The sequence below is a fragment of the Streptococcus sp. 27098_8_134 genome (assembly GCF_041431675.1).
GTDB lineage: Bacteria > Bacillota > Bacilli > Lactobacillales > Streptococcaceae > Streptococcus > Streptococcus sanguinis_R.
Genome location: NZ_JAPVYD010000001.1, coordinates 722,649 through 748,357, shown reverse-complemented (window position 1 = coordinate 748,357; position 25,709 = coordinate 722,649). Strand labels below are relative to the sequence as shown.

The window sequence follows — 25,709 nt, the reverse complement described above, 5'->3', positions numbered from 1 at the left end:
AGATAATGTCTCAGCTTTTAAATAGTCGATAGCTCTTGATGCGCTAGCTGATAGAGCTTTTTCTTTGTGCGAGAAAAGTCCTGAGCAGAAAGAGTTTTTTTGAGACGAAATATGTTAAAATGAAGAGAGGGAGGATTTCCTGGAAGGAGACTAATGAGTTATTTCAATAAGTACAAGTTTGATAAATCGAAATTTCGTCTGGGCATGCGTACCTTTAAAACCGGTCTGGCTGTTTTCATCATTCTACTGCTCTTTGGGCTTTTTGGTTGGAAAGGGCTGCAAATCGGTGCTTTGACGGCAGTCTTTAGTCTTCGTGAGGATTTTGATAAGAGTGTCCACTTCGGGACATCGCGAATCTTAGGAAACAGCATCGGTGGTTTTTACGCTCTGCTCTTTTTCATTGCCAATAGTGTCTTTAAGGAGCAGTATTGGGTCACCCTCCTTTTGGTGCCGGTCTGTACTATGCTGACAATCATGACCAATGTCGCTATGAACAACAAGGCGGGAGTTATTGGCGGAGTATCTGCCATGCTGATTATTACCCTGTCTATTCGGCCGGAAGATACCATCTTGTATGTCTTTGCCAGAATCTTTGAAACCTTTATGGGAGTCTTTGTTGCAATTCTGGTAAATTCTGATATAGATCGGCTGCGAACCATCTTTGAAAAGAAAAAATAAAATCTGTGTAAGAAAATCTAACATTATTTCTTGACATAAGATTTATTTCGTCCTATAATAGTGCGTAGAGAGGAATTTGAATGAAGGAAAAAGAGTTTCGCCGAAACATGGCAGTCTTTCCCATCGGCAGTGTTATGAAACTGACGGACCTATCTGCCCGTCAGATCCGTTATTATGAAGACCAGAATCTGATTACCCCTGCTCGGAATGAGGGCAACCGTCGGATGTATTCTTTGAATGATATGGACCGCCTTTTAGAAATTAAAGATTATATTTCGGAAGGTTATAATATCGCTGCGATTAAGAGGAAATATGCTGAGCGTGAAGCCAAGTCCCACAAGACCATTAGTGAAAAAGATGTCCGCCGTGCTCTGCATCATGACATCTTGCAGCAAGGCCGTTTTGCTTCTTCTCTGCCAACCTTTGGTCAGATGCGTCGACCATAGCTATTTTGTTTGAATTACAAGGAGAAATTTAATGTCTATTACAGCAGCTGATATCCGTCGCGAAGTAAAAGAGAAAAATGTTACCTTTATTCGTCTTATGTTCTCTGATATTTTAGGGACTATGAAGAATGTGGAAATTCCTGCCACGGATGAACAGCTTGACAAGGTCTTATCCAATAAAGCCATGTTTGATGGTTCTTCCATCGAAGGTTTTGTCCGTATCAATGAATCAGATATGTATCTTTATCCTGATCTGGATACTTGGACAGTCTTTCCCTGGGGAGATGAAAACGGCAGTGTAGCGGGCCTGATTTGTGATGTTTATACGACGGATCATGTACCGTTTCTAGGGGATCCTCGCAGCAACCTCAAGCGTGCCCTCAAGCATATGGAAGAGCTGGGATTCAAGTCCTTTAACCTAGGACCAGAGCCAGAATTTTTCCTCTTTAAGCTGGATGAAAATGGCGATCCGACGCTGGAAGTAAATGACAAGGGCGGTTATTTTGACTTGGCGCCGACAGATTTGGCAGACAATACTCGTCGGGAAATCGTCAATGTCCTGACCAAGATGGGCTTTGAAGTAGAAGCTAGTCACCATGAGGTAGCGGTCGGCCAGCACGAGATTGACTTTAAGTATGATGAAGTGCTTCGTGCTTGTGATAAGATTCAGATTTTTAAGCTGGTTGTCAAGACCATTGCTCGTAAGCACGGTCTGTATGCAACCTTTATGGCTAAGCCGAAGTTTGGTATTGCGGGATCTGGTATGCACTGTAACATGTCCCTCTTTGATCAAGACGGAAATAATGCCTTCTTCGATCCAGAAGATCCAAAAGGTATGCAATTGTCGGATACAGCCTACTATTTCTTGGGTGGCTTGATCAAACACGCCTACAACTATACAGCTATTATGAATCCAACCGTCAACTCTTATAAGCGTTTGGTTCCTGGCTACGAAGCACCAGTTTATATTGCTTGGGCAGGGCAAAATCGATCTCCTTTGGTTCGTGTGCCAGCATCTCGCGGCATGGGAACTCGCTTGGAATTGCGTTCTGTAGACCCTATGGCGAACCCTTATATTGCTATGGCTGTTCTTCTTGAAGTTGGTCTTCACGGAATTGAAAATAAGATTCAGGCACCAGCTCCTGTTGAAGAGAATATTTATGTTATGTCAGCAGAAGAACGAAAGGAAGCTGGCATTACAGACCTTCCTTCAACTCTACACAATGCTATCAAGGCTCTAACTGAGGATGAAGTCGTTAAGGATGCCCTCGGCAACCACATCTATACTAGCTTTGTAGAGGCTAAGCGTATCGAGTGGGCTAGCTACGCAACTTTTGTTTCGCAATGGGAAATTGATAACTATTTAGATCTATACTAATGATAGAGCAGGTGGCCTGAAAGTCCCCCGCTTTTTCGTGGAGGAGAAGTAAGATGGAAAAATTTGATGATTTTATTAAGCGGGTTTTTGATGAGCAATATGAAGTCTACTTTGGTCCAGACATGCTTGAAAAACTAGAGCCCAGAGATTATTATCTGACGCGGGAGGAGGATGGTCTGTTGATTGCCTTGCTCCATGGCCAGCAGGTATTAGAAAATGTTCATATCAAGGCTTTGGTGGTGGATAAAGCGTACCAGAAAAAAGGCTTGGGAGCATCTCTATTGTCAGAATTAGAAGAAAAGGCTGCAGAAGCAGGAGCAACTAGTATTACTTTATCCACCAAATCCTATCAGGCCAAGGATTTTTACCTCAAACAAGGTTATGAAATCTACGCTAGTCTAGCAGATGTCCCACAAAAGGGCATTACCAAATATCATTTTATTAAGAGATTAGGCTGAGCTTGTTTCAAATAGATGGAAGTCAATTGCCAAACACCATTAAAGTTTACAAAAAACGCTGGCTTTTACAATACTGATATTGCCTATTTCAACTATCATTTCTTTTCTTAGGAATCATTACAAAATGTGATATAATAAGGGTGAATTGGAAATAGGTAAACTATTTTCATCATTCTTTCAAAAAATATTATATTAAGAAATATGTAAAGACAGATTAGAAAGTGGGAAATCCCTATGTCCTCTTATGAAAAAGTCTCTCTTTCTGAGATCAATCAATCTATTGAGACTCCAAATAACAATCATTTTTGGCAAAATCTAAAAGCATTCTTAGGACCTGGTGCACTTGTGGCAGTTGGCTACATGGATCCAGGAAACTGGATCACCAGCGTGGTTGGTGGTGCCTCCTACAAGTACAGTCTTTTATTTGTTATTTTGATTTCATCCATCATTGCTATGCAGTTACAACAGATGGCTGGAAAGCTCGGTATCGTGACTAGGATGGACCTAGCGCAGGCAACAGCTCATCATGCTCCCAAGTGGCTTCGCTATAGTTTGTGGGTGATTTTAGAATTGGCTTTAATGGCGACAGACTTGGCTGAGGTTCTAGGTTCAGCGATTGCCTTAAATCTTTTGTTTAAAATACCGATTATGATTGCTATCCTTCTAACCGTTTTAGATGTATTTTTATTACTTTTATTGATGAAATTTGGTTTCAAAAAAATTGAAGCTATTGTTACGACCCTTATTTTAACCATATTAGCCATCTTTACCTATCTTGTGGCCTTATCCAATCCAAGTATCCAAGGGATTATTGGTGGTTATTTACCAACTTCAACTTTATTTGAAACACCGTTACCAGGTCATGAAAGTCAATTGACCTTGGCTCTAGGGATTGTAGGTGCGACAGTCATGCCCCATAATCTCTATCTTCATTCCTCTCTATCCCAGACAAGGAAAATAAATCACAAAGATAAGAAGGATGTTCGAAAAGCAGTGCGCTTTATGACCTGGGATTCAAATCTTCAGTTGTCTCTAGCCTTTATTGTAAATTCCTTGCTTCTCATTTTAGGTGCCTCCCTCTTTTTTGGTCATGCATCTGAAATTTCAGCTTTCTCCCAAATGTACAATGCTTTACAGGATTCGACGATAGCAGGAGCGATAGCTAGCTCAATTCTGTCAACTTTGTTTGCTTTAGCCCTCTTAGCAAGTGGCCAGAATTCGACCATTACAGGTACCTTGACAGGACAGATTGTCATGGAAGGTTTCTTACATCTAAGATTGCCTCAGTGGCTTATCCGTATCGGTACACGTATTTTTGCCTTGCTACCTGTGATTATAGTCGCCGTTTTGTTTGGGCATCAAGAAAAAACCTTGGATCAGTTATTGGTCTATTCACAGGTCTTTCTTTCAATCGCTCTTCCGTTTTCAATTTTCCCCTTGATTTATCTAACCTCTAAGAAGTCACTGATGGGAGAATTTACTAATGCCAAGTGGAACACAATCCTAGGTTACGCAGTTTCCATTATCTTAACCATTCTCAATATCAAACTTCTTTTCGATATTTTTTAGAGTGGTTTTGAAGTCAAGTATCGGAAGCGGCGTGAAGTTTAATAAAGAGAAAGAGTAGTGGTTGGTTCATAAAATAAGTACAAAAAAAGAACAGTTGAAATTGTTCTTTCAGATTGAAGACAAAATCCTTAGAACTACAAATTTCTAAGGGCTTTTCTTTGTGTAAAGTCGTATAATAGAGGTAAGAAAAGTTGTGAGGTGTTCCCTATGTTTCACAAAGAAAATCTAGACTACAACCGCAATCAAGTTGGTTTTTACACGCTAGATGAACTCGTTCCGCAAGCCCATTTTCTTCGTCAGGTTGAGCAAGTGATCGATTTTTCCTTCATCTATGACTTAGTCGCAGATACTTATTCTGAAGATAAAGGTCGTCCTAGTTTAGACCCTGTTATGCTAGTTAAAATCCCTCTCATCCAATGTTTCTACGGTATACGTTCCATGCGCCAAACTATCAGGGACATTGAGGTCAATCCCTCCTATCGCTGGTTTTTGGGTTTGAGTTTAAACGATAAGGTTTCTCATTTTACCACTTATGGCAAAAATTACAATCGTCGTTTTCAAGATAAGGAAGTAATCGAGGAATTTTTTCATTATGTCCTATCCATTGTATGGGGGCAAGGTTTGATTGACCCGACTGAGATTTTTATTGATGGGACTCATATCAAGGCCACAGCCAATAACCATAAATATACTCATCAAGTTCTAGACAAGCAAGCTAGGTTTATGAGTGAGCAACTGGAAGTTGAGATTGGCTTAGATCGGAAAAAGTACTGAAAAAAGTCTCTCGGGCCCGCAAAAGAAAGCGAGGCTGAACCGAAGAAGAATTCTACTACAGACCCTGAAAGTGGTTGGTTTCACAAGGGGAGCATAAGGAAGTGTTCGCCTACAATGCCCAAGTAGGATGCGATAAGCATGGATGGGCACTAGCTTATAGTATCGATGCTGGCAATGTGCATGACAGTCAGGCTTTTCTTGCACTTTTTGAACAGTTGGAAAGGCTCCAATCTGACTACCTTATCGCCGACTCTGGCTACAAGACTCCAAGTATTGCAAAATTCCTCCTTGACCAAAATATTACACCTGTATTCCCTTATACTCGCCCTCGTGGAAAGAAAGGGAAGCTTCGCCCTAAGGACTTTATCTATGATGACTACTATGACTGTTATCTTTGCCCTGAAAATCAAGTGTTAGCTTACTCTACAACAAATCGCGATGGCTATCGTGAGTATAAAAGTGATCCTAAGATTTGCGCAATTTGTCCTCTGTTATCCAGTTGCACAGAAAGTAAAAAGAAACAGAAAGTCGTTACTCGCCATATTTGGAGGGAGTATTTAGAGATTTGTGAGGAGATTCGGCATCAAAAGGGAAGCAAGGAACTTTACCAGAAACGTAAAGAAACGGTGGAGCGGCTTTTTGGCACGGCCAAAGAATACCACAATCTACGTTATACGAGAGAAGTAGGTAAGTCCAAAATGAAGGCAAAAGTTGGACTTACTTTGGCATGCCTGAATATCAAAAAATTGGTAAAAATGATGGCGGGGAAGCCTTTTTATTTTTCGCTGAAAACTATTTTGATAAAGATTCCAGCCTATTTTGAGAATAGTAGCGCTGAAGATATAAAAAGACAAACACTCAAACGATGTTTGTCTTCAATCTGAGCTTTGCCCAAGTGGCAAAGCTATTTTTTAGTTGTCTTCGTCTGGTGTAAGCACCATCGGAATAATAATTGGTTCGCGCTCAGTATTTTCATAAAGGAAAGGACGAAGGGCGTTGACGATAGCACCGTTGACAGACTGGATATTGGCATCTTTATTTTTGAGGGCAATGCGGATAGCATTGAAAAGAAGACGCTGACTTTGGCGAATCAAATCACCAGACTCACGCATGTAGATGAAGCCACGGCTGAGGATATCTGGGCCTGCTAGAATCATTTGTGATTCAAAGTCGACTGTTGCGACAGCAAGTACGACCCCGTCTTCTGACAGGTCTTTACGGTCGCGCAGGACAGCAGCACCGATTTCACCAATACGGTTACCATCGACATAGATATCTTGGGCATTGAAGCTACCAGCTATGCGGGCAGAATCAGCTGTCAGAGCTAGCACATCGCCGTTGCTCATGATGAAGATATTGTCTTTTGGAACTCCAGTATCAACGGCTAGCCCAGCATGGACTTTCTGCATGCGGTATTCACCGTGGACTGGCATGAAATATTTAGGCTTGATCAAGCGGAGCATAAGTTTCTGCTCTTGCTGGCCACCGTGTCCAGAGGTGTGGATGTTGTTAATCTTACCATGAATAACCTCTACACCAGCTTCAGAGATAATATTAATCAGCTTGTTAACGCTGGTCGTATTACCAGGGATAGGGCTAGAGGAAAAGATGACTGTATCTCCAGGTTGCAGCTGCACCTGACGGTGGGTACCATTGGCAATCCGAGACAGGGCTGCCATCGGCTCACCCTGACTTCCGGTACACATAATCAGCACTTCACCAGCTGGGTAGTCCTTGAGTTCATTTGGTTCAATGAAGGTATCTTTAGGAACCTTGATATAGCCCAGCTCAATCCCGTTGACAATAGCCTTTTCCATGGATCGGCCAAAGACCGCAATCTTACGGCCGGTCTTGACAGCAGCATCTGCTGCCTGCTGGAGCCGGAAGATGTTTGAAGCAAAGGAGGCGAAAATAATCCGTCCATGAATGCCTTCAATGATCTTCATAATAGACTGGCCGACAACTTTTTCGGAATTAGTAAAGGTCGGAACTTCAGCATTGGTCGAGTCTGATAAGAGGCAGAGAACGCCTTCCTCGCCTAGAGCAGCCATGCGGTGCAGGTCGGCCGGCTCACCGACTGGTGTAAAGTCAAACTTGAAGTCACCGGTACAGACAATCTTACCCTGCGGCGTATGGATGACAATTCCTAAAGGCTCTGGAATAGAGTGGGTTGTCCGGAAGAAAGTAGCTTTCAGATGCTTGAACTGCAGTTCTGTGTTTTGATTGATTTCATAGAGCTTGGCATCGCGCAAAAGTCCATGCTCTTCTAGCTTGCCGCGAATGAGGGCCAGGGCCAGAGGACCAGCATAGATAGGAACATTGGCTTGCTTGAGCAGGAAAGGAATACCGCCGATATGGTCCTCGTGCCCGTGGGTGATGAGGACAGCTTTTACGCGGTCAATATTTTCCACGATATAAGAGTAGTCAGGAATGACATAGTCAATTCCTAGCAGGTCGTCTTCTGGGAATTTGATACCGGCATCCACGATGATGATTTCATTTTGGTATTCAATCCCGTAGGTGTTTTTACCGATTTCGCCTAACCCACCAATCGCAAAAACGCCAACTTCTTTGGGTTTTAAGGTATATGCCATGGGTTAGAACTCCGTCAATTCAAAAGTGCCTGACTCTTTTTCATATTCGAGGTGTTTGTCAGACAAGAGCTCGATAAATTCAATATTGTAAGGGGTATTTTCTTCGATGAGCTTACGAGCCTGAATGCGACCTTCCAACTCGCTGTCAGCTTGAATATCCAAATAGAGGGCGCGTGTCTTTTCACGGCGCGGACTGCGCTCTTTTGTTTCCTGATAAAAAACTTTGTAAATCATAAGATTCCTTTCTGTGATAAGGTCTAAAAAATAAAAGAAGGCAGGCGTTAGCGCATTTCTTCACATGATAAATTAAAAATGATAAATGGAAAGTGAGCGATTGCTGTGACTTCTGATAGGGCTTACTCAAATGAAGAGGCTAAAATGCTGTTTTAGCCTTGTATCTTATGGAAAAGTAAGAGTAATGAAATTGACCTGATGTTTAATTATTATTGTAATTATACCATAGAATGAGCTTAGGAAGCAAGTCGGGACGGTGAATTTCAGAGACGGTTTTTCAGCCAAAGCGGCTTGACAAAAAGAAAAATCAAGCGATGAACATTTGGTCACTTGATTTTGAGGGCTGCTTATTTGGCGAAATAGCCGTGCTTGCGGTACCAATCTACCACGTCAGCTAAGCTTTCTTCGAGAGGGCGATGCTGTCCGCCTAGCTCGCTCTCGGTTTTGGCAAAGCTAAAATTACTTTTGAGATATTCTTCGGCCATGAGATGAGCGAGCTCATTGGTAACCAAAATTGGTTTTTTGGTGAGCCGGTGGTAGAGCTCACTTGCTTGGGCATAGATTTTGACGAAAAGAGGGGAGATCTTGCGCTTGGGGGCGGGAACGCCAGTGATTTTTTCCAGTATTTGGTACAATTCTGTCATGGTCACTTGCCGTCCAACTGCCAGATAGCGCTCCTTTGAGCGTCCGTATTTCATGGCGCGGAGATGAATATCTGCTACATCTCTAGCATCCACCATATTATAGCTAGCCTTTAAGATACCTGGAAGTTTTTGCTCTACAAAATTGATAATCAGCTGCCCACTGGAGGTCGGACCGAGGTCTCTAGGACCCAACATTACACTCGGCAAGATAAAGCAACCGAAAACATCTGAATGCTTGTCCAAGAAATCACGAACGGCCTCTTCACTCAAAATCTTGCTGCGATAGTAATCAAAAGGAGTATCTTTTGAGCGAGACATGCTTTCATCGATTAGCTGATTGGCCTCACCTTCCAGTACGACACAGGAGGAAGTATGGACAAATTGGCGGATACCAGCCTCGTAAGCAGCTTCTAGGAGGTTATTTGTGCCTATAATATTAGTGTCGTAGAGCTCCTGCCAGTGCTTGCCGCCTTTATAATTATCGCGGAAAAAAGCAGCGGTATGAAAGAGGCTGTCGCAGCCTGCTAGATAGTCACGATAGCTTTCGGGCTCTAAAATATCCCCCTTGACAATCTGGATAGGCAGGTCGGCAAATTGTTTGCGCGCTTTTTCCTCGGAGCGAACGAGAGCGGTCACTTGAATGTTTTCTTTTAGCAGAGCACGCACGAGATTATTTCCTAAAAGACCGGTCGCACCAGTCACAAAAGCGTGGGTCATTGTTCTAGCTGGTTTTTGATTTGTAGGGTTTGGGGTCATCCGTTATTCCTCCTTTCGCAAATAGATGATATATCATCTATTTAAGATTTTATATTTTTTAACTAAAATTGTCAACAATTTACCTAATCTAGTGTAAAATAGTATAGAAGTGATTTTTGAAAGGAGAGCAGCGTGGTAGCAGAAGGAATTCGATTTGGCTATTTGTTTAGAAGTGCAGAGAGCTTAGCGACGAGAGAATATGGGAAGTTGCTAGAGCCTTTGGGAATTACGCCCAATCAAAGCGAGGTCTTGCTCGTTTTGGGCGAACATGCTCCGCTGTCTCTCAAGGGCTTGGGGGAATCCCTGATTTGTGAGGAAAAAAGCCCTAGTCGCTTGGTGCAGGCTTTGATTAAAAAAGGCTTGGTCAAGAAGGAAATTTCTAGCAAGGACAAGCGCAGTTCTCGCTTGAGCTTGACTGCTGCTGGAGCGGATTTGCTGCCCAAGATTGCTGAGCAAGAAGCGATTTTTGGAAAACACTTGGCGCAGCAAGTGCCTAATTTGGAGGCTTTTAGCCAGATTTTAGAGGAATTTTTGGTAGATAGTTTCTACGAAGACAAATTAAAACGCCGCTCACTTTGGCGGCAAGAGGAAAAATAGAGGATAAGCATGAAGATTGCAGCTTTTGATACGTCAAGTAAGGCGCTGACGCTCGCGATTTTAGAGGACGAGACCTTGCTGGCGCAGATGACTTTAAATATAAAGAAAAACCACAGCATTACCCTGATGCCGGCTATTGATTTTCTGATGAATAGTCTGGACATGAAGCCGACGGATTTGGATCGTATCGTAGTTGCTCAGGGTCCGGGCAGCTACACAGGTCTGAGAATTGCGGTGGCGACAGCCAAGACTCTGGCTCATACCCTCAAGATTGAGCTGGTCGGTGTGTCTAGTCTGCTGGCTTTAGTCCCAGAGCAGGCGGAAGGCTTGGTCATTCCTGTCATGGATGCCCGCCGCAATAATGTCTATGCTGGCTTTTACCAGTCTGGTCAGGCTGTACGGCCGGAAGCTCATCTACCTTTGGCAGAGGTTTTGGAAATAGCTGTCGCTGCTAACCAGCCGGTCACCTTTGTCGGAGAAACGATAGCTTTTGTGGAGCAGATTGAAGCGGCTCTTCCTCAGGCTGCCATTCAGCCGACCTTACCAGACGCAGCAGCTGTTGGTCGTCTCGGTCTAGACCTGCCAGCCCAGTCCATTCATGACTTTGTTCCTAACTACCTCAAACGGGTAGAGGCTGAGGAAAATTGGCTCAAGACCCATCAGGAATCCAGTGATTCTTACATTCAGCGCCTATGATTGAGATGAGAAAATGGAGCGCTAACTCGGATGTGGACGCGGCAGTTCTGGCAGAAGAGCTGGAACAGCTCTTACTTGCTGTCTATGAGGTCAGCCCTTGGACCGCAGGCCAAGTGGAAGAGGTTCTGCGTTCGGATGTGAACAGTTGTGCGCTAGCAGCAGATGAGAATCAGCTTGTCGGCTTTTTAGTCTGGCAGGAGACAGACTTTGAAGCGGAAGTCCTGCAGATTGCTGTATTGCCTAGCTATCAGGGGCAGAAAATCGCAACAGCCTTGTTTGACTTTTTGCCAGCAGACAAAGAGATTTTCCTTGAAGTTAGGGAGTCCAACAAGCCAGCTCTGCTATTTTACAAAAAAGAAAAATTTGAAGAAATCGCGCGGCGGAAGGCCTACTACCATGCGCCGGTGGAAGATGCGATTGTCATGAAAAGAGAGATCCATGAAAGATAGATATATTTTAGCTTTTGAGACGTCTTGTGACGAGACCAGTGTGGCAGTTCTGAAGAATGAGACTGAGCTTTTGAGCAATGTCATTGCCAGCCAGATTGAGAGTCACAAGCGTTTTGGCGGAGTGGTACCGGAAGTGGCCAGCCGTCACCATGTGGAGGTCATTACGGTTTGCATTGAGGAGGCTTTGGCAGAAGCAGGGATTAGCGAGGAGCAAGTTACAGCGGTGGCCGTTACCTACGGTCCTGGTCTGGTTGGGGCGCTTCTGGTCGGCTTGGCAGCGGCCAAGTCTTTTGCTTGGGCTCATGATATTCCCTTGATTCCGGTCAATCACATGGCTGGACACCTGATGGCAGCCCAGAGCGTGGAGCCCTTGGAATTTCCCTTGCTGGCTCTCTTGGTCAGTGGCGGCCATACTGAGCTGGTCTATGTCAGTCAGGCTGGTGACTATAAGATTGTGGGGGAAACTCGCGATGATGCGGTCGGTGAAGCCTATGATAAGGTCGGTCGAGTCATGGGGCTGACCTATCCAGCAGGCCGGGAGATTGATCAGCTAGCTCATCAAGGAAAGGATATTTATGATTTTCCGCGGGCCATGATTAAGGAAGACAATCTGGAATTTTCTTTTTCCGGTCTCAAGTCGGCCTTTATCAACCTGCACCATAATGCCCAGCAAAAGGGAGAGGTCTTGTCTAATCAAGACCTGTCAGCAAGCTTGCAGGCGGCGGTCATGGATATTCTCATGGCCAAGACTAAGAAAGCACTGGAAAAATATCCAGTCCAGACTCTGGTCGTGGCGGGCGGTGTTGCGGCCAATCAAGGCCTGAGAGAACGCTTGGCAGCTGAGATTCAGGATGTTAAGGTGATCATTCCGCCTCTTCGCCTCTGCGGTGACAATGCTGGTATGATTGCCTATGCCAGTGTCAGTGAGTGGAATAAGAAGAATTTTGCCAGTTTGGACCTCAATGCTAAGCCGAGTCTGGCTTTTGAAACTATGGAGTAAAGGAGAAGAATGCGCGGACAGACATTTAAACAGGGTGCAAAAGCAGCAGTGCCAACAGCTCTGGGGTATATTGGGATTGGCTTAGCCTGTGGCATCATGGCGGCGCCCTATATGAATCCCTTGGAGATGGGGCTGATGAGTATTCTGGTTTATGCGGGCAGTGCCCAGTTTGCCATGATTGGTTTATTTGCCCAGCAGGCGCCGGTCTTGGCCATCGCACTGACTGTTTTTCTTATTAATATCCGGCATCTTTTGCTCTGTCTGCACGCATCAACTTTTTTTCGTAAGTCTAGCTTGATGCAGAATATTGTCATTGGCTCTTTTTTGACGGATGAATCTTATGGGGTCTTGATGGGAGAGCGGGCACATACAGAGGAAATCGCTGCTAGCTGGATGATGGGTAACAATTTCATGAGTTATACTGCTTGGATCTTGGGGTCTATTTTGGGAACTGCCCTCGGTGCCCTTCTGCCCAATCCTGAGAGCTTTGGCCTGGACTTTGCCCTAGTCGCCATGTTTATCGGCATTTTCTCTTCTCAGTTTACAATCATGCTGCGCCGGGTCAAGATAAAGAAGCTCTTTTTCGTCTTGGGCGTGGTGGGCTTTGCCTACTTGCTCCTGACCATGCTGCTTCAAAATTCGCTGGCTGTGCTTTTTGCAACCTTGCTTGGCTGTACAGTGGGGGTGTTTTTGGATGATAAGTAAATATATTTTGCTGGCTATTCTTTTGTCAGCCCTGGTCACTTGGATTCCGCGGGTTTTGCCCTTTATCCTAGTCAAGTACAAGGGGCTTCCGCCCATGGTAGAGCGTTTCCTCAAATATCTGCCAGTTTCCATTATCTTTGCTCTTATCCTATCCAGTGTCACCAATGCTAAAACAGGTCAGTTGCCGAGCTTTAAATGGCTGGATTTAATGGCCGTTTTTCCGACTAGCTATGTGGCTTTTAAGTATAAGAACTTAATTACAACTGTTGTGTTTGGTGTAGTCTTGGTGGCCTTGCTGCGCTATCTAGCTGGATTTCTTGGCTTCTAAAGAAGACACAAGACAGATTGAATCGGTCGATTCGGTCTTTTTTTTGCTAAATTCTAAGAATTATCTGAAAATATAATATTTTATGCTATAATGGAACCAATCAAAATCATGGAGGTTCGGAAATGGCAGAAGCAGGTCATAAGTTTTTAGCAAAATTAGGAAAGAAACGTCTTCGTCCTGGTGGTAAGCTGGCCACAGACTGGCTGATTGAGCAGGGGCAGTTTTCCAGCGATAAGAAAGTTCTAGAAGTCGCCTGCAATATGGGGACCACAACGATCGAGCTAGCTAAAAGATATGGCTGCCAGATTACTGCAGTTGATTTGGATAAGGCTGCGCTGGCTCAGGCTAAGCTTAATGGAGACAAGGCTGGTGTGAGTGAACTCGTCACATTTGAGCAGGCTAATGCCATGAAGCTGCCTTATGATGACAATTCTTTTGATATTGTTATCAATGAAGCCATGCTGACCATGCAGACGGATAAGGGGAAGGCCAAATGTATGGATGAGTACTACCGGGTGCTGAAGCCAGGTGGAGTGCTCCTCACACACGACGTCATGCTCAAACAAAGAGATGAGAATGTCCAGGAAGAGCTGTCACGTGCGATTAATGTCAATGTGGGGCCTCTAACCGAGGGATCTTGGATTCAACTAGCGCGCTCTCATGCTTTTGACCATGTGGACACCTTTGTCGGCGAAATGACCTTGATGAGTCTTCGAGGTATGATTTATGACGAAGGACTGGGCGGCACTCTGAAAATCTGCTTCAATGCCCTTAAAAAAGAGAACTACGGCCAGTTTATGAAGATGTTTAAGATGTTCCAAAAGAATCAAGAAAAACTGGGCTTTATTGCCATGATTTCTCGTAAGTAATTGCTAGCCACTTTGGAAGAACTACGGCGGTTAAAAAAATTTTTAAAAAAGCTTGACCCTGACCTTAGGTCAGGGTTTATACTATAGTGGTAAGGAGGTCTATCATGTACCATATCAAAGAAGCGGCGCAGCTCTCAGGTGTCTCTGTGAAAACCCTGCATCATTATGATAAAATCGGACTGTTAGTCCCCGCCAAATCAGAAAATGGCTATCGGACATATAGCCAAGCTGATTTAGAGCGGCTGCAGGTCATCCTCTACTATAAGTATCTGGGCTTTTCTTTGGAGAAAATAGCAGAGCTGCTGAGTCAGGATGAACAGGCTTTATTGCCGCATCTGGTTAGGCAGTTAGAGTATTTGCAGCAGGAAAGAGACCGCTTGGATACCTTGATTTCCACCTTACAAAAAACTATCCAAGAAGAAAAAGGAGAAAGAAAGATGACAATGAAAGAAAAATTCGCAGGCTTTACCTACGAAGATAATCACAAATATCATCAAGAAGCCGTCGAAGAATACGGTCAAGAAGTCATGTCGGAAGCATTGACTCGTCAAAATGGACGGGAAGAAGAATCTGCCGCAGCCTTCAATCAAGTTTTTCAAAGTCTGGCAGAGAATATGCAACAAGGCTTGCCAGTTGAAGCAGCAGAAAATCAAGAGCAGGCAGCGCGTCTCTTGCAAGCCATTCGTACTTACGGTTTTGACTGCTCACTGCAAGTCTTTGCCCACATCGGTCAGGGCTATGTCCACAATCCAGAATTCAAGAAGAATATCGATCAATTTGGATCAGGAACTGCCCAGTACACAGCAGATGTGATTGCTGCTTATGTGCAGACAAATGTGAAATAAATAGGCTAGGAATTTCCTAGCCTATTTTATTCTACTTCAAGTCATAAAGCCAGTCGTCATCGTCTTTATAGTAAAAGAATTCACTTAAATCGTCTTCTAAAAAAACACGCAGCATATCAGACATGTCACTGGTTGCCAGCTTTAAATGGGACAGATTTTTAAAATCTTCCCACCAGACCTTTCCTTCATTTGAGGATTGCAGTACACCAGAATAGTGCCTTGTCTTATAGAGCAGGACGACATAACGAAAATCTTTATCATCATACCAATCCTTTATGCCGCAAAGTTGAGGCTTGGATATGGTTAATCCAGTTTCTTCTTTGACTTCTCTGATAACTGCATCGGTAAAAGATTCTCCACGCTCTACATGCCCGCCAGGAAAAGTGATGCCTGGCCAGTCAGACTTCACTCGTTCTTGGACGAGAACTTTTTCTCCGTCATAAATCATGCACATATTGACGAATTCTACATTTTCCAGTCGATTCATTTGTTTCTTCCTTTTGTTTTAGATGAATGGTGGAATCTAAACAATCACTCATACTGCAAGCTTCCTGCTACCCAGCCGGTGCAGAGGGCAGATGTGATGTTGAAGCCACCCGTGTGGGCATTGATGTCTAGGACCTCTCCAGCAAAGTGGAGGCCGGGAACGAGCTTGCTTTCTAAGGTTTTAGGATTTATTTCTTTGAGGCTGACGCCGCCCTTGGTAACAAAGGACTTGGCCAGGGACATTTTGCCAGTGACAGGGATTGCTAGTTCTTTGATTTGCTTGATGAGCGCATCTTTTTCGCTGATATGAAGTTGTTTGCCTTTCTCGGGAAAGGGCTGGGCAAAAAAGTCTGCCATTCGCTCGGGTAGGAGGATTTTCAGGCAGTTCTTCAGCGATTTTTCCCGATGTTCTTCTAAAAAGTCCGCCAGATCCTGCTGACTCATTTGTGGCAGAAGATCCAGATAAACGGTTTCGCCACCCTTGACAAAGCTAGACAAGCGCAGGGCTGCCGGACCTGATAGGCCAAAGTGGGTAAAGAGCAGATCGTGGGTGATGACATGCTTGCCATAGCTGAGGGTCACATCGTCCAGCGAAATTCCCTGAAGCGCTTTGTGAGGAAAGTCAGTCATAAGAGGACTTTCAGCAGCTTCCAGGTCAGTCACTGTGTGCTTGAAGTGTCGGGCAATATCGTGGCCGAAGCCTGTCGATCCAGTTGAAGGATAGGACTTGCCGCCAGTCGTCACAATCAATTTTTGGCAGGTCCAAGTCTGGTCGCTGGATCTGACAGTAAAAAGCTCAGCAGTTTTTTTGACGGAGACGATTTCGGTATTGGTGATGACAGTGCCACCCAGCTCTGCAATTTTCTTTTCCAAAGCTTCGATGATGGTGCGGGACTTGTCTGTCGCAGGGAAAACACGTCCGTGGTCTTCAACCTTGAGTTTGACGCCGTTCTCTGTAAAAAAGTTGATGATATCATGGTTGTCAAACTGAGAAAAGACGCTGTAAAGAAAGTGCCCGTTGCCCGGAATACCGGCCATGAGGACATCTAGGTTTCCGTTATTGGTCACATTGCAGCGCCCGCCGCCTGTACCAGCTAGTTTCTTGCCCAGTCGTTTATTTTTCTCGAGGAGCAGGGTCTTCTGCCCGTGGAAAGAACTGGAAATAGCAGCCATCATGCCAGCCGGTCCTCCGCCGATGATGATTGTGTCGAAATGGTTCATTGGTCTTTTCCTTTCGTAGAGAGTGACTTCTATCAGTTAGTCAGAAATCTTGTGCTTCCTTGGTGAGCAGGTTTTTGCTATCTTGCAGACGTTCTTGGAAGAGACTGCAGCTAGGAATATCTAGATTTCTAAATTCATTATATTTTTTCATTTCTTTTACTAGACTAATCTGTCTCATTGTATCATAAAAAAGGGCTAAAAAGATAGGAGTCAGGCTCAAAAAATATTGTGAAATTTGACAGTTAAGGCTTGATATGATAAGATTTAGGTATCTACAAACTAGAAAAAGTTTTTGAGGAAATTATGGCAATTGAAAAGACAGTCAGCGAGTTAGCCGAGATTCTTGGAGTTAGCCGCCAGGCGATTAACAATCGTGTCAAGGCACTGCCGCCAGAAGATACGGAAAAGAATGAAAAAGGAGTCACGGTGGTGACCCGCAGCGGCTTGATTAAGCTGGAAGAGATTTATAAGAAAACTATTTTTGAAGATGAACCTGTTAGCGAAGATGTGAAGCAACGCGAGCTGATGGAAATCTTGGTGGACGAAAAAAATGCTGAGATTGTGCGTCTCTATGAGCAGCTTAAGGCCAAGGACAGCCAGTTGGCTAAGAAAGATGAGCAGCTGCGCATCAAGGATGTCCAGATTGCTGAAAAGGACAAGCAGCTGGACCAGCAGCAGCAGCTAACAGCTAAGGCTATGAATGAGCGTGAAACCTTGCTGTTGGAGTTGGATGAAGCCAAGGAAAAGGTGCAGGAGCAGGAAAGCAAGGGCTTCTGGGCACGTTTATTTGGAAAATAAAAATAAGGTTGGGACATCTGTCTCAACCTTGTTTTAAATAAGAATCGCTTTTTAGCAAGTTTTGTATCGTTCACAAATAAAGGAGGAAAATGAAATCACAAAGACTGGGACTTTTACGTCTCTATCGCAATCTTGATAAAATTCTGTTGCTCTTTTTCACAGTCTTTATACTTATGGAGCTGGCTTGGGTGCCTTTCAACTCCTTTGCAGCAGAGACTCTGCTCAAGCAGACAGGCTATCTCTTCTTATCTTATACGAATGCCCTTAAAGTCCTGACTTCGAATGTCTGGGTTGGCTTGGCCTTTCTAGCGCTCTTTGCGGCCAATCTCTTTGTCGCTTATTTTCAGATTGGACTGATATTTATGGGGCTCCGAAATCTTCTGGACGAGGAAGAACGAAGCGCCTTTCAGTTTATTAAGAAAAGTCTCAAAGACAGCGGCTCGCTGATTCGCTACGCCCGGCCCAGCAAGGTCCTCTTTATTGCACTGTATATGGGCTTTATCTTTCCCTTTCTGCGGCAAATTCTCAAAATCTACTATTTGAATAAAATTCTGATTCCAGAATTTATCGTGACCTATCTCAAGACGGCCTTATGGATGAAATTATCAATCTATGCTTTAGGTTTTCTGCTTTTTTTGATAGCTGTCCGCCTGATGTTTGCCCTGCCAAAGCTCTTTTTTGAGCATTTCCGCCTACGAGATGCGATTAGGTATAGTTTGGAGAAGACCAAGGGGCACCTGATTCGCTATACTTGGCAGCTCTTTTGGATACTGGCTAAGAGCTTTCTCTTCTTTCTTTTAAGCAGCATTCCGATTTTAGTGTTGCAGCAGTATGCGGATGGCCAGTCCAATCAGATAGCCTTGACAGCAGCGGTTGTCAATTACTGCCTCATCAAGCTGGTTTATTACTTCATGGTAGCCTACTTTTTGATTAAGTTTGTGGCTTTTCTGACAGATAGCAAGCTATCTGAGTATCGCTACAGGAAAGGCCTGCCTCTCATGCGTTGGTTTATCCTTTTGGTCACTAGCTCTGTCTTTGCCCTTGAAGGATTTGTCTATCTTAATCTGCCCTTGGAAAATGTCCCTCTGACCATCTCTCACCGCGGAGTTTCGCAGGGAAATGGTGTCCAGAATACGGTTGAGTCGCTAGAGAAAACCGCCCTGCTCAAGCCAGATTATATCGAAATGGATGTACAGGAGACCAAGGATGGCCAGTTTGTCATGATGCACGATGCCAATCTAAAAGCCTTGGCCGGCGTCAATGCCAGACCGCAAGAGCTGACTCTGCAAGAGCTGACGGCTTTAGATATTTCAGAAAATGGACACACCGCCAAAATTTCCAGCTTTGATGCTTATCTCAAACGAGCCAATCAGATGGGGCAGCGACTCTTGATAGAAATCAAGACCAGCAGCTTGGACTCAGACGATATGATGGACCGTTTCCTTAGCCAATACGGAGCCAATATCAAGGTTTATGGCCATCAGATTCAGTCTTTGGACTATCAGGTTATTGACAAGACAGTCAAGTATGATGAGAGCATACCGACCTTCTTTATCCTGCCCTACAATACTATTTTCCCACGGACACAGGCTTCCGGCTATACGATGGAGTATTCGACCCTCGATGAAAACTTTGTCGATAAGCTATGGACGACAGATAAGCAGCTTTATGACTGGACCATTAATGATGCAGACAGCATCGGCAAATCTTTCCGCTTGGGTGTTGATGGCATGATAACTGATGATTTAGAGCTGGTGCAGAGCTCTATCAAGGAATTGCAAAACAATCCCGACTATGCCCTGCTTTTGATGAGTAAGGCAGCAGATTTGCTTAATTTTGTATAGTGGACTAGTGAGAAAACGACTATAAATCAAAAAAGACTGAGATTTTTCAGTCTTTTTTGCTGGTTCGAGTATCTCTTGACTTATGTTTAGTCAAGAGGTAAGGTTATTTATCTTGCTTAAAATGGCAATTTGCCTGCGAAAGCGCCCATTTTCTTCTGAGTAGCATCATCAATCTGAGCCAGCGCGTGATTCAGGGCCTGCGCAGTCATCTCTGACAGAGTTTCTAAATCTTCAGGATCCACAACGGCTGGATTGAAGTCAATGCTGACTACCTTTTTATCGCCTGTCAGCTTAGCAACGACTAAGTCTTGAGCTGATTTGCCGGTAAATTCTGTTGCAGCCAGTTCTGCCTGTCCTTTTTCCATTTGTTTTTGAAGCTTTTGTGCTTGCTTCATCATGCTTTGCATGTTCATCATAAGATTTTCTTTCCTTTCTCTCGCAAGGGCTAAGCCCTCGGTAATCTTCACTCTTCAAATTATATCATTTTTTGGAAAAGTGGCAAGAAGAACATTTCTAAGAGGTTTGACAAAAATTTAGCATTTATAGTAGAATGGTCATGAATCTATATATCAAGGAGAAGACAACTTGAAAAACAAGAAGATAAAAGGTTTGCTGTTGGTAGTGCTCTCATCTCTCTTCATCCTAATTGGCTGCAGCGGCAGCCCAAAAATTCAGGGAAAATGGAATGTACAGGATGCTAGCGGTGAACAAAAGACCATTGAAATAAAAGACAAGACTATCATTGTCAACGAAGAAGAGTATGAGTACACTCAAAATGCAGTTGGTTTTAAGAATGGGGTGAGTTATTATGGCCTGACTCGGAAAGATAATGGCGGAACATTTTCTATCGTCTTTCCTGAGAAAGATAAAAACACTGCTATTATGTTAATTCCTGATTCAGACGATGACTATCTCACAGGCAGTATGCTCTTTGCTATGAACCGCAAGGAAAAGCCAGATTATAAAAAATATGCAGAGAAATATCTCAATCTACGATAAAAGAAAAGGCGCTGAATTTCAGCGTCTTTTAGGTTTTATTAAAGTAATGTCATAGTCGGCAAATCCAGACTAGATTGCTCCAAGTCTACCGTCAGCTGATAGTCGGTCTTATCACGAACGGTATGCTCAAAGTCTGTAGTGTAGAGGACGAGGCGCAGTTGGTCGCCTTTTTTCATTTTATAGATGGTTGGTTGCAGTTCAAAGGAGAATTCTAGCCATTGATCAGGAGTGACTTCTTCGACAGTCAGTAGGTTGGTCCGGTTTTGTAGGTTGATGAAGCCTTTGGTGATAACGCGATGAGGCGTTTCAGTATGGGGGAGTTCAACCAGATTGTCCAGCATATAGTAGCGGCCGTTATCCATGACTCTAGGCTCAATAGGAGTAGGAATCGGTGTGAGGCGTTTAGCTGGTCCGAAGTCCAGTAATTGAGCAGAAATCAGTCCTTTATCAGTGCTGGATTTGAGGCGAAGATTGAGCTGGCTCGCTCCGTTGAGAAAGAGGTCCTTTTCCAAGGTCCAGTCCAGAGTAATCTGGTTGACCTTACCGTCAAAGAGCTCAGTCTTAAAGCTTTGGTAGTTTTTGGCAAAACGATTATAGTCTTCTTCTGGATATTGATTTTGGATAGATTGGCAGTCTTGGCCTAGTTGAAGATGAAGATTCTGCTCTTGTCCACCGAAGTCTTCCAAGGTCAGCCAGTTTTGAGCTTGGCTGTTGTCCTGCCAGATGACTGCTGACAGTTCGAAGTCTGATTGACACCCCAGCAGTTTCTTGCTCAGCAGAGCATTGATAGACTCACGGAAGTCGATGGACTGCCAGTTGTTCATGTATACATGGGCACCGTTATGGAAGAAAAGATGCTTTTTGATGTGGGGCGGTAAGGCTCGGAACATATTATAGACATGGAGGGGCTTGACATTCCAGTCTTGAGAGCCGTGGGTAAAGACGACTTCGGCCTTGACCTTATCTGCATGGAGCAGGTAATTGCGATCATGCCAAAATTGGTTGTAATCTCCGGTTTGCCGGTCTAGGTCTTTGCGCTGCTGCTCTAGGCTTCGCTGATAAGCGTCGTTGTTACGCAGGTAGTCACCAGCCCTCAGGTTGCGGGAGTAGGTCAGTTCGGTCAGGGATTCAAAATCCTCTCCTGGATAGCCGCCAGGACTAGTGACAAGTCCGTTTTCGCGGTAGTAATTATACCAAGAAGAAATCCCAGCTTCAGCGATAATGACCTCCAGTCCATCTACGCCAGTCGTTGCCAGTCCGTTGGACATGGTGCCCAGATAGGAGATACCGGTCGTAGCCACTTTTCCGTTGGACCAAGTGGCCTTGATTTCCCGTTGGCGAGTGTGGTCGGTGAAGGCTCGGCAGCGGCCATTGAGCCAGTCAATAACGTTCTTATAAGCCTCGATCTGCTGATAGTCACCGTTGGTCATCAGGCCTTCAGAATCTTTGGTTCCTACGCCAGACACATAGAGATTGGCAAAGCCGCGAGGCAGCAAGTAATCATTGAGCGTGTAGGTACCGATATGGCCCAGTTTTTCCTCAGCTTCAGAGACTTCTTGGGCAAAATCCGGCGAATCTAGCTGGAGCAATTTGAGCTCAGGATCTTGTACTGTGATTTGATGAGGTTCTTTTTTTACTAAGTCCACATTCATGTCGTGGAGAGCCTTGTCGCTTGCGGGGTCGTTGGTTCCTTGATGATAAGGAGAAGCGGTCATAACTGCAGGAATTTGTCCTTGATAACAGGGCCGGATAATGCTGACCTTGATGAGATCCGGATGGCCGTCTTGATCAGTATCCACGCGTGATTCCACGTAAACTACCTCTCGGATAGCATCATGGCTGGAAAAGGTTGCTAGGCTCTTACCGTTGAAGTAGCGGTGGGTATTGTCCTCAGGAATCAACCCCTCGCTGACTAGCTTATCAACCAGCAGATTGCCATTTTTTGTCCGAGTGTTGAGCAGCTGGTAGAGATTTTCCAACAAGTCTCCAAATGTAATGGGAAATCCTGTTTCTTTGCGAAAGGCCTCAACATCTGTAAAATCAATAAAGAGCGAGAACTCAAGCAGCTGAAAGGCTACAGTGTAAAAAACAGACGCCGTCAGTTCTCTGTCAGACTGGAAAAAGCTCAGGAGATCTGTTTGGCTGTCAGCAGCCCAGGATTTCAAGGGATAATCTGTATTTTTATAAGTGAAAAAGCTGGTGCGGAGAAAATCTTCAAGATTTTCCTTATCAGAGCGATTGTTGTCATAAAAAAAGCCTAATTCAGCTAATTCTATCAACATATTTTCCCGATTCGTTCTTGCATAACTATACTGATTAAAACGCATATTCTTCCCTCTTTTTCTTATTTTTATTAAAAATGATCTTTACATTATCCATTATACTTGATAAAATAGACTTTGTCTAAAAAATATTTAAGGAGTATCACTAAATGGATTTCGAATGGGTCGTTAAATACGCCACAGAATTTTTAGGAACAGCTATCCTCATTGTCTTGGGGAACGGAGCTGTTGCCAATGTTGAATTAAAAGGAACTAAGGGACATCAGAGCGGTTGGTTAGTCATCGCTGTCGGATACGGTATGGGGGTTATGATTCCAGCTTTGATGTTTGGTAATGTGTCCGGTAACCATATCAACCCTGCCTTTACTTTGGGACTTGCTGTCAGCGGTTATTTCCCTTGGGCACAGGTTGCACCATACATTGCAGCGCAGATTTTGGGAGCTATCTTCGGACAAGCCTTGGTCGTTGCGACCCACCGTCCTTACTATCTGAAAACAGAAAATCCTAACAATATCTTAGGTACTTTCTCTACTATTTCTAGCCTAGACCATGGCACACCTGAATCACGTAAAGCTGCCTTGTTTAATGGTTTTATCAATGAATTTGTTGGTTCTTTTGTTCTTTTCTTTGCTGCTCTAGGCTTGACAAAACTTCATTTTGGTGCAGAGCTAAAATCAATTATTGAGTCAAATGTTCAGCAACAAGCTTTACAAGCGGCTCAAGTTGGTCAAAAAATAGCAGAAGCTGATTTGGATAAGGCGGTGCATAATACCTTTGCTCAAGCAACCAATGCTTCATCAGCAGTCGCTCACTTGGCACTTGGTTTCTTGGTAATGGCTTTGGTAACCTCACTGGGAGGCCCTACTGGACCAGGACTGAACCCAGCTCGTGACCTCGGACCTCGTATCCTCCACTTCATCCTGCCAGAATCTGTTTTGGGCAAACACAAGGGTGATTCAAAATGGTGGTATTCTTGGGTTCCAGTTGTGGCACCGATTCTTGCAGGTATCACAGCGGTTCTCTTGTTTAAAACAATCTACGGATAAGCACATAAAATCAGAGTTGGGGGGATTTCCTCAACTCTTTTTTCGAACGACAGAGAAGGTAAAGATGCAGATGCAAGTTTGGCAATTTTATATTTATTTCACTGTCTCTAAGGGGCATTGCTCAGACCGTTTACCAATAAATCCAAGTCCTTCTTGTTTTAAAAATTGTTTATTTGCGCATAATTTCTTGTCAAAAAGATGAAAATCCATTACAATAAAATGGTTTGGAGGAATTATGAGCGCGAATCATATTATTAGAATTATCCCTGTATTAAAGATAAATAATCGTCATTTAAATCAAGAATTTTTTGTAAATCAGCTGGGCATGAAGGCCCTTTTAGAGGAAGCTGCTTTTCTGTCCTTGGGAGATCAGACTAAGACAGAGAAACTGCAGCTGGAAGAATCACCCAGTATGCGGTCGCGGCGAGTAAAAGGTCCTAAAAAATTAGCCAGAATCGTTGTCAAGGTTGCAGATGCTAAAGAAATCGAGTCGCTATTGGCTCAAAAGCCTGCTTGGACTAAGCTTTATCGGGGAGAGAAAGGTTATGCTTTTGAAGCTCTGTCACCAGAGGGTGACCTAGTTCTCCTGCATGCAGAAGAGAATAGAGCAAATCTGCAAGAAGTAACGGCGGCGCCTGAATTTGAAAAGCAAGAGGACTTTATCGGTCTTAGTCAATTTGAGATAGAGACAGTAGAAATTCGTGTGCTTGATGCCAATGCTGCCCAAGAATTTTATAGTAAGATTGAAAATGCGCTGGATTTCCTGACCTTTACAGAAGCAGAGGGACAAGACTTGCAGGCAGACAATGCCCTAACTTGGGACTTGACTATGCTCAAAGCTCAAGTCAATCGTTTAGAAACCGCTGCGCTGCGTCCTATCTTTGAAGGACACGAGGTCTTTGTACCTAAGTCAGATAAGTTCCTGTTGAGTCAGGATTCTAGTAAGATTGAATTGTGGTTCGAAGCATGACTCTAGAAAAAATCATCAGCAAAATCAAAGAACAGCTGAAAGACGGTATCTATCCCGGTGCTAGTCTGGCTTTGTATCAAGCTGGCCAGTGGCAGGAATTCTACTTTGGTCTAGCTGATCCGCAAGAAAAAAAGGCCACTCAAGCGGGTTTGGTCTATGACTTGGCTAGCGTCAGCAAGGTGGTCGGAGTTGGTACTCTGGCAGCCTTTTTATATGAGCAAGGCAAGCTGGAGCTGGATTTGCCCTTGCAGCATTACTATCCGGCCTTCCATCAAGAAGATGTGACCTTGCGTCAGCTCTTGACCCACACATCAGGACTAGATCCCTTTATTCCCAATCGTGATCAGCTGGCAGCTCCTGAGTTGAAAGCAGCGCTCAATCATTTGACAGTGCTTGAAGATAAGACCTTCCGCTATACGGATGTGAATTTTCTGCTCTTGGGCTTTATGTTGGAAGAGATCTACGGTAAGTCCTTGGATCAGATTTTTCAAAGTCAGATTTTCCAGCCTTGGGGTTTGACTGAGACAGGTTTTGGGCCAGTTCCAGTAGCTGTGCCGACCGTTCGCGGTGTCCAGGATGGTCAGGTTCATGATCCTAAGGCGCGTGTTCTAGGCATCCATGCTGGTAGTGCTGGCTTATTTTCAACTCTCAGGGATTTGGAAGTATTTCTGGAACATTATCTGCAGGATGACTTTGCGGCCAATCTGACCCAGAATTTTTCCAAGGAGCCTGGCAAAAGACGCAGTCTAGCTTGGAATCTGGAGGGCAGCTGGCTGGATCACACTGGCTACACAGGAACCTTTATTATGTATAATCGCAAGGAGCAAAAAGCGGCTATTTTCCTATCCAACCGGACCTATGAAAAAGACGAGCGGGCTCAATGGATCTTAGATCGTAACCAGCTGATGGACCTGATAAGAAGAGAACTTTAAAAGACTCCGGCTGCAAGCCCCGGAGTTTTATTGTGTCTGCCTATATAAATATCGGTCTCTAGCCCCAGTGATTTTCTCTTAATAAAAATCGCTTTTTTTGCCAAAGTATAT

At 44.1% G+C, this 25,709-nt stretch carries 26 protein-coding genes and 1 pseudogene; 20 read left to right on the top strand and 7 right to left on the bottom strand.

Annotated elements, in window-relative coordinates; all coding sequences use genetic code 11:
• Positions 1 to 153 precede the first annotated feature (153 nt).
• The 6 genes and pseudogenes from O3620_RS03515 (at position 154) to O3620_RS03490 (ending at position 6,237) form a co-directional block, all read left to right on the top strand.
• Entirely contained in the window at positions 154 to 678 is a 525-nt protein-coding gene (locus O3620_RS03515; protein ID WP_002896642.1) for an aromatic acid exporter family protein, read from the top strand.
• 80 nt (positions 679 to 758) lie between these two features.
• Complete coding sequence (locus O3620_RS03510) at positions 759 to 1,124, top strand: MerR family transcriptional regulator (RefSeq protein WP_002898467.1); 366 nt, start codon at positions 759 to 761, stop codon at positions 1,122 to 1,124.
• 31 nt (positions 1,125 to 1,155) lie between these two features.
• A complete protein-coding gene (glnA, locus tag O3620_RS03505) occupies positions 1,156 to 2,502 on the top strand; it encodes a type I glutamate--ammonia ligase (protein WP_061602612.1) in 1,347 nt (448 codons plus the stop codon).
• A gap of 53 nt (positions 2,503 to 2,555) precedes the next feature.
• Positions 2,556 to 2,960 (top strand): GNAT family N-acetyltransferase, encoded by a 405-nt coding sequence (locus O3620_RS03500; RefSeq protein WP_045772714.1) that lies wholly within the window; start codon positions 2,556 to 2,558, stop codon positions 2,958 to 2,960.
• A 234-nt stretch (positions 2,961 to 3,194) separates the two neighbouring features.
• On the top strand, positions 3,195 to 4,529 hold the full coding sequence (locus tag O3620_RS03495; protein WP_002896638.1) for an Nramp family divalent metal transporter: 1,335 nt from the start codon (positions 3,195 to 3,197) through the stop codon (positions 4,527 to 4,529).
• A 207-nt stretch (positions 4,530 to 4,736) separates the two neighbouring features.
• Positions 4,737 to 6,237, top strand: a pseudogene (locus tag O3620_RS03490) (IS1182 family transposase).
• On the opposite strand, the gene rnjA reads toward O3620_RS03490, so the two are convergent.
• The 3 genes from rnjA to O3620_RS03475 all read right to left on the bottom strand — a co-directional run bounded on the left by rnjA (position 6,215) and on the right by O3620_RS03475 (position 9,531).
• Positions 6,215 to 7,897, bottom strand: coding sequence for a ribonuclease J1 (gene rnjA / locus O3620_RS03485; RefSeq protein WP_002896635.1), 1,683 nt, complete (start codon positions 7,895 to 7,897; stop codon positions 6,215 to 6,217). The pseudogene O3620_RS03490 and the gene rnjA overlap by 23 nt on opposite strands.
• Positions 7,898 to 7,900: 3 nt before the next feature.
• Complete coding sequence (locus O3620_RS03480; protein WP_002896634.1) at positions 7,901 to 8,131, bottom strand: DNA-dependent RNA polymerase subunit epsilon; 231 nt, start codon at positions 8,129 to 8,131, stop codon at positions 7,901 to 7,903.
• Between the two features lie 347 nt (positions 8,132 to 8,478).
• A complete protein-coding gene (locus O3620_RS03475; protein ID WP_002903702.1) occupies positions 8,479 to 9,531 on the bottom strand; it encodes an SDR family oxidoreductase in 1,053 nt (350 codons plus the stop codon).
• A gap of 132 nt (positions 9,532 to 9,663) precedes the next feature.
• On the opposite strand from O3620_RS03475, the gene O3620_RS03470 reads away from it, so the two are divergent.
• From O3620_RS03470 to O3620_RS03435, 8 genes are all read left to right on the top strand, one after another.
• Positions 9,664 to 10,128 (top strand): MarR family winged helix-turn-helix transcriptional regulator, encoded by a 465-nt coding sequence (locus O3620_RS03470; protein WP_000225125.1) that lies wholly within the window; start codon positions 9,664 to 9,666, stop codon positions 10,126 to 10,128.
• Between the two features lie 9 nt (positions 10,129 to 10,137).
• On the top strand, positions 10,138 to 10,824 hold the full coding sequence (gene tsaB, locus O3620_RS03465; RefSeq protein ID WP_002910728.1) for a tRNA (adenosine(37)-N6)-threonylcarbamoyltransferase complex dimerization subunit type 1 TsaB: 687 nt from the start codon (positions 10,138 to 10,140) through the stop codon (positions 10,822 to 10,824).
• Entirely contained in the window at positions 10,821 to 11,273 is a 453-nt protein-coding gene (gene rimI / locus O3620_RS03460; RefSeq protein ID WP_002910726.1) for a ribosomal protein S18-alanine N-acetyltransferase, read from the top strand. Before tsaB ends, rimI begins: the two co-directional genes overlap by 4 nt.
• Entirely contained in the window at positions 11,263 to 12,273 is a 1,011-nt protein-coding gene (gene tsaD, locus O3620_RS03455; RefSeq protein ID WP_002919753.1) for a tRNA (adenosine(37)-N6)-threonylcarbamoyltransferase complex transferase subunit TsaD, read from the top strand. Before rimI ends, tsaD begins: the two co-directional genes overlap by 11 nt.
• A gap of 9 nt (positions 12,274 to 12,282) precedes the next feature.
• Positions 12,283 to 12,978, top strand: a complete 696-nt coding sequence (locus O3620_RS03450) for an AzlC family ABC transporter permease (RefSeq protein WP_002919750.1) — start codon at positions 12,283 to 12,285, stop codon at positions 12,976 to 12,978.
• Positions 12,968 to 13,306, top strand: coding sequence for an AzlD domain-containing protein (locus tag O3620_RS03445; RefSeq protein ID WP_002919747.1), 339 nt, complete (start codon positions 12,968 to 12,970; stop codon positions 13,304 to 13,306). The genes O3620_RS03450 and O3620_RS03445 overlap by 11 nt, the downstream gene beginning before the upstream one ends.
• Before the next feature lie 122 nt (positions 13,307 to 13,428).
• Positions 13,429 to 14,175, top strand: coding sequence for a class I SAM-dependent methyltransferase (locus tag O3620_RS03440; RefSeq protein WP_002919745.1), 747 nt, complete (start codon positions 13,429 to 13,431; stop codon positions 14,173 to 14,175).
• Between the two features lie 104 nt (positions 14,176 to 14,279).
• Positions 14,280 to 15,020, top strand: a complete 741-nt coding sequence (locus tag O3620_RS03435; protein ID WP_002919743.1) for a MerR family transcriptional regulator — start codon at positions 14,280 to 14,282, stop codon at positions 15,018 to 15,020.
• 31 nt (positions 15,021 to 15,051) lie between these two features.
• On the opposite strand, the gene O3620_RS03430 is transcribed toward O3620_RS03435, so the two are convergent.
• Both O3620_RS03430 and O3620_RS03425 read right to left on the bottom strand, forming a co-directional pair.
• Positions 15,052 to 15,507 carry an 8-oxo-dGTP diphosphatase gene (locus O3620_RS03430; protein WP_002919740.1) on the bottom strand — a complete coding sequence of 152 codons (456 nt, stop codon included), beginning with the start codon at positions 15,505 to 15,507 and terminating at the stop codon, positions 15,052 to 15,054.
• A gap of 44 nt (positions 15,508 to 15,551) precedes the next feature.
• A complete protein-coding gene (locus O3620_RS03425) occupies positions 15,552 to 16,727 on the bottom strand; it encodes an NAD(P)/FAD-dependent oxidoreductase (protein WP_002919739.1) in 1,176 nt (391 codons plus the stop codon).
• A gap of 303 nt (positions 16,728 to 17,030) precedes the next feature.
• Here O3620_RS03425 and O3620_RS03420 point away from each other — a divergent pair, with 303 nt between their 5' ends.
• Positions 17,031 to 17,525, top strand: coding sequence for a DUF536 domain-containing protein (locus O3620_RS03420; RefSeq protein WP_002896624.1), 495 nt, complete (start codon positions 17,031 to 17,033; stop codon positions 17,523 to 17,525).
• An 89-nt stretch (positions 17,526 to 17,614) separates the two neighbouring features.
• A complete protein-coding gene (locus O3620_RS03415; RefSeq protein ID WP_371601438.1) occupies positions 17,615 to 19,369 on the top strand; it encodes a glycerophosphoryl diester phosphodiesterase membrane domain-containing protein in 1,755 nt (584 codons plus the stop codon).
• Between the two features lie 116 nt (positions 19,370 to 19,485).
• Here the strand turns inward: O3620_RS03415 and O3620_RS03410 are convergent, their stop codons facing one another.
• Positions 19,486 to 19,785 (bottom strand): YbaB/EbfC family nucleoid-associated protein, encoded by a 300-nt coding sequence (locus O3620_RS03410; RefSeq protein ID WP_002919734.1) that lies wholly within the window; start codon positions 19,783 to 19,785, stop codon positions 19,486 to 19,488.
• Between the two features lie 169 nt (positions 19,786 to 19,954).
• Here O3620_RS03410 and O3620_RS03405 point away from each other — a divergent pair, with 169 nt between their 5' ends.
• Positions 19,955 to 20,368, top strand: a complete 414-nt coding sequence (locus tag O3620_RS03405; protein WP_002919722.1) for a hypothetical protein — start codon at positions 19,955 to 19,957, stop codon at positions 20,366 to 20,368.
• 38 nt (positions 20,369 to 20,406) lie between these two features.
• On the opposite strand, the gene O3620_RS03400 is transcribed toward O3620_RS03405, so the two are convergent.
• Complete coding sequence (locus O3620_RS03400; protein ID WP_032913011.1) at positions 20,407 to 22,695, bottom strand: Xaa-Pro dipeptidyl-peptidase; 2,289 nt, start codon at positions 22,693 to 22,695, stop codon at positions 20,407 to 20,409.
• Positions 22,696 to 22,799: 104 nt separating this feature from the next.
• Between O3620_RS03400 and gla the strand changes: the two genes are divergently transcribed.
• The 3 genes from gla to O3620_RS03385 all read left to right on the top strand — a co-directional run bounded on the left by gla (position 22,800) and on the right by O3620_RS03385 (position 25,598).
• The gene (gla, locus tag O3620_RS03395; protein ID WP_002916053.1) at positions 22,800 to 23,696 is read left to right on the top strand and encodes an aquaglyceroporin Gla; all 897 of its coding nucleotides are present in this window, start codon (positions 22,800 to 22,802) and stop codon (positions 23,694 to 23,696) included.
• Positions 23,697 to 23,931: 235 nt separating this feature from the next.
• Positions 23,932 to 24,666: a CppA N-terminal domain-containing protein gene (locus O3620_RS03390; RefSeq protein WP_161543544.1), complete on the top strand. Its 735-nt coding sequence runs from the start codon at positions 23,932 to 23,934 to the stop codon at positions 24,664 to 24,666.
• A complete protein-coding gene (locus O3620_RS03385) occupies positions 24,663 to 25,598 on the top strand; it encodes a serine hydrolase domain-containing protein (protein WP_161543543.1) in 936 nt (311 codons plus the stop codon). Before O3620_RS03390 ends, O3620_RS03385 begins: the two co-directional genes overlap by 4 nt.
• The last annotated feature ends 111 nt before the right edge of the window (positions 25,599 to 25,709 follow it).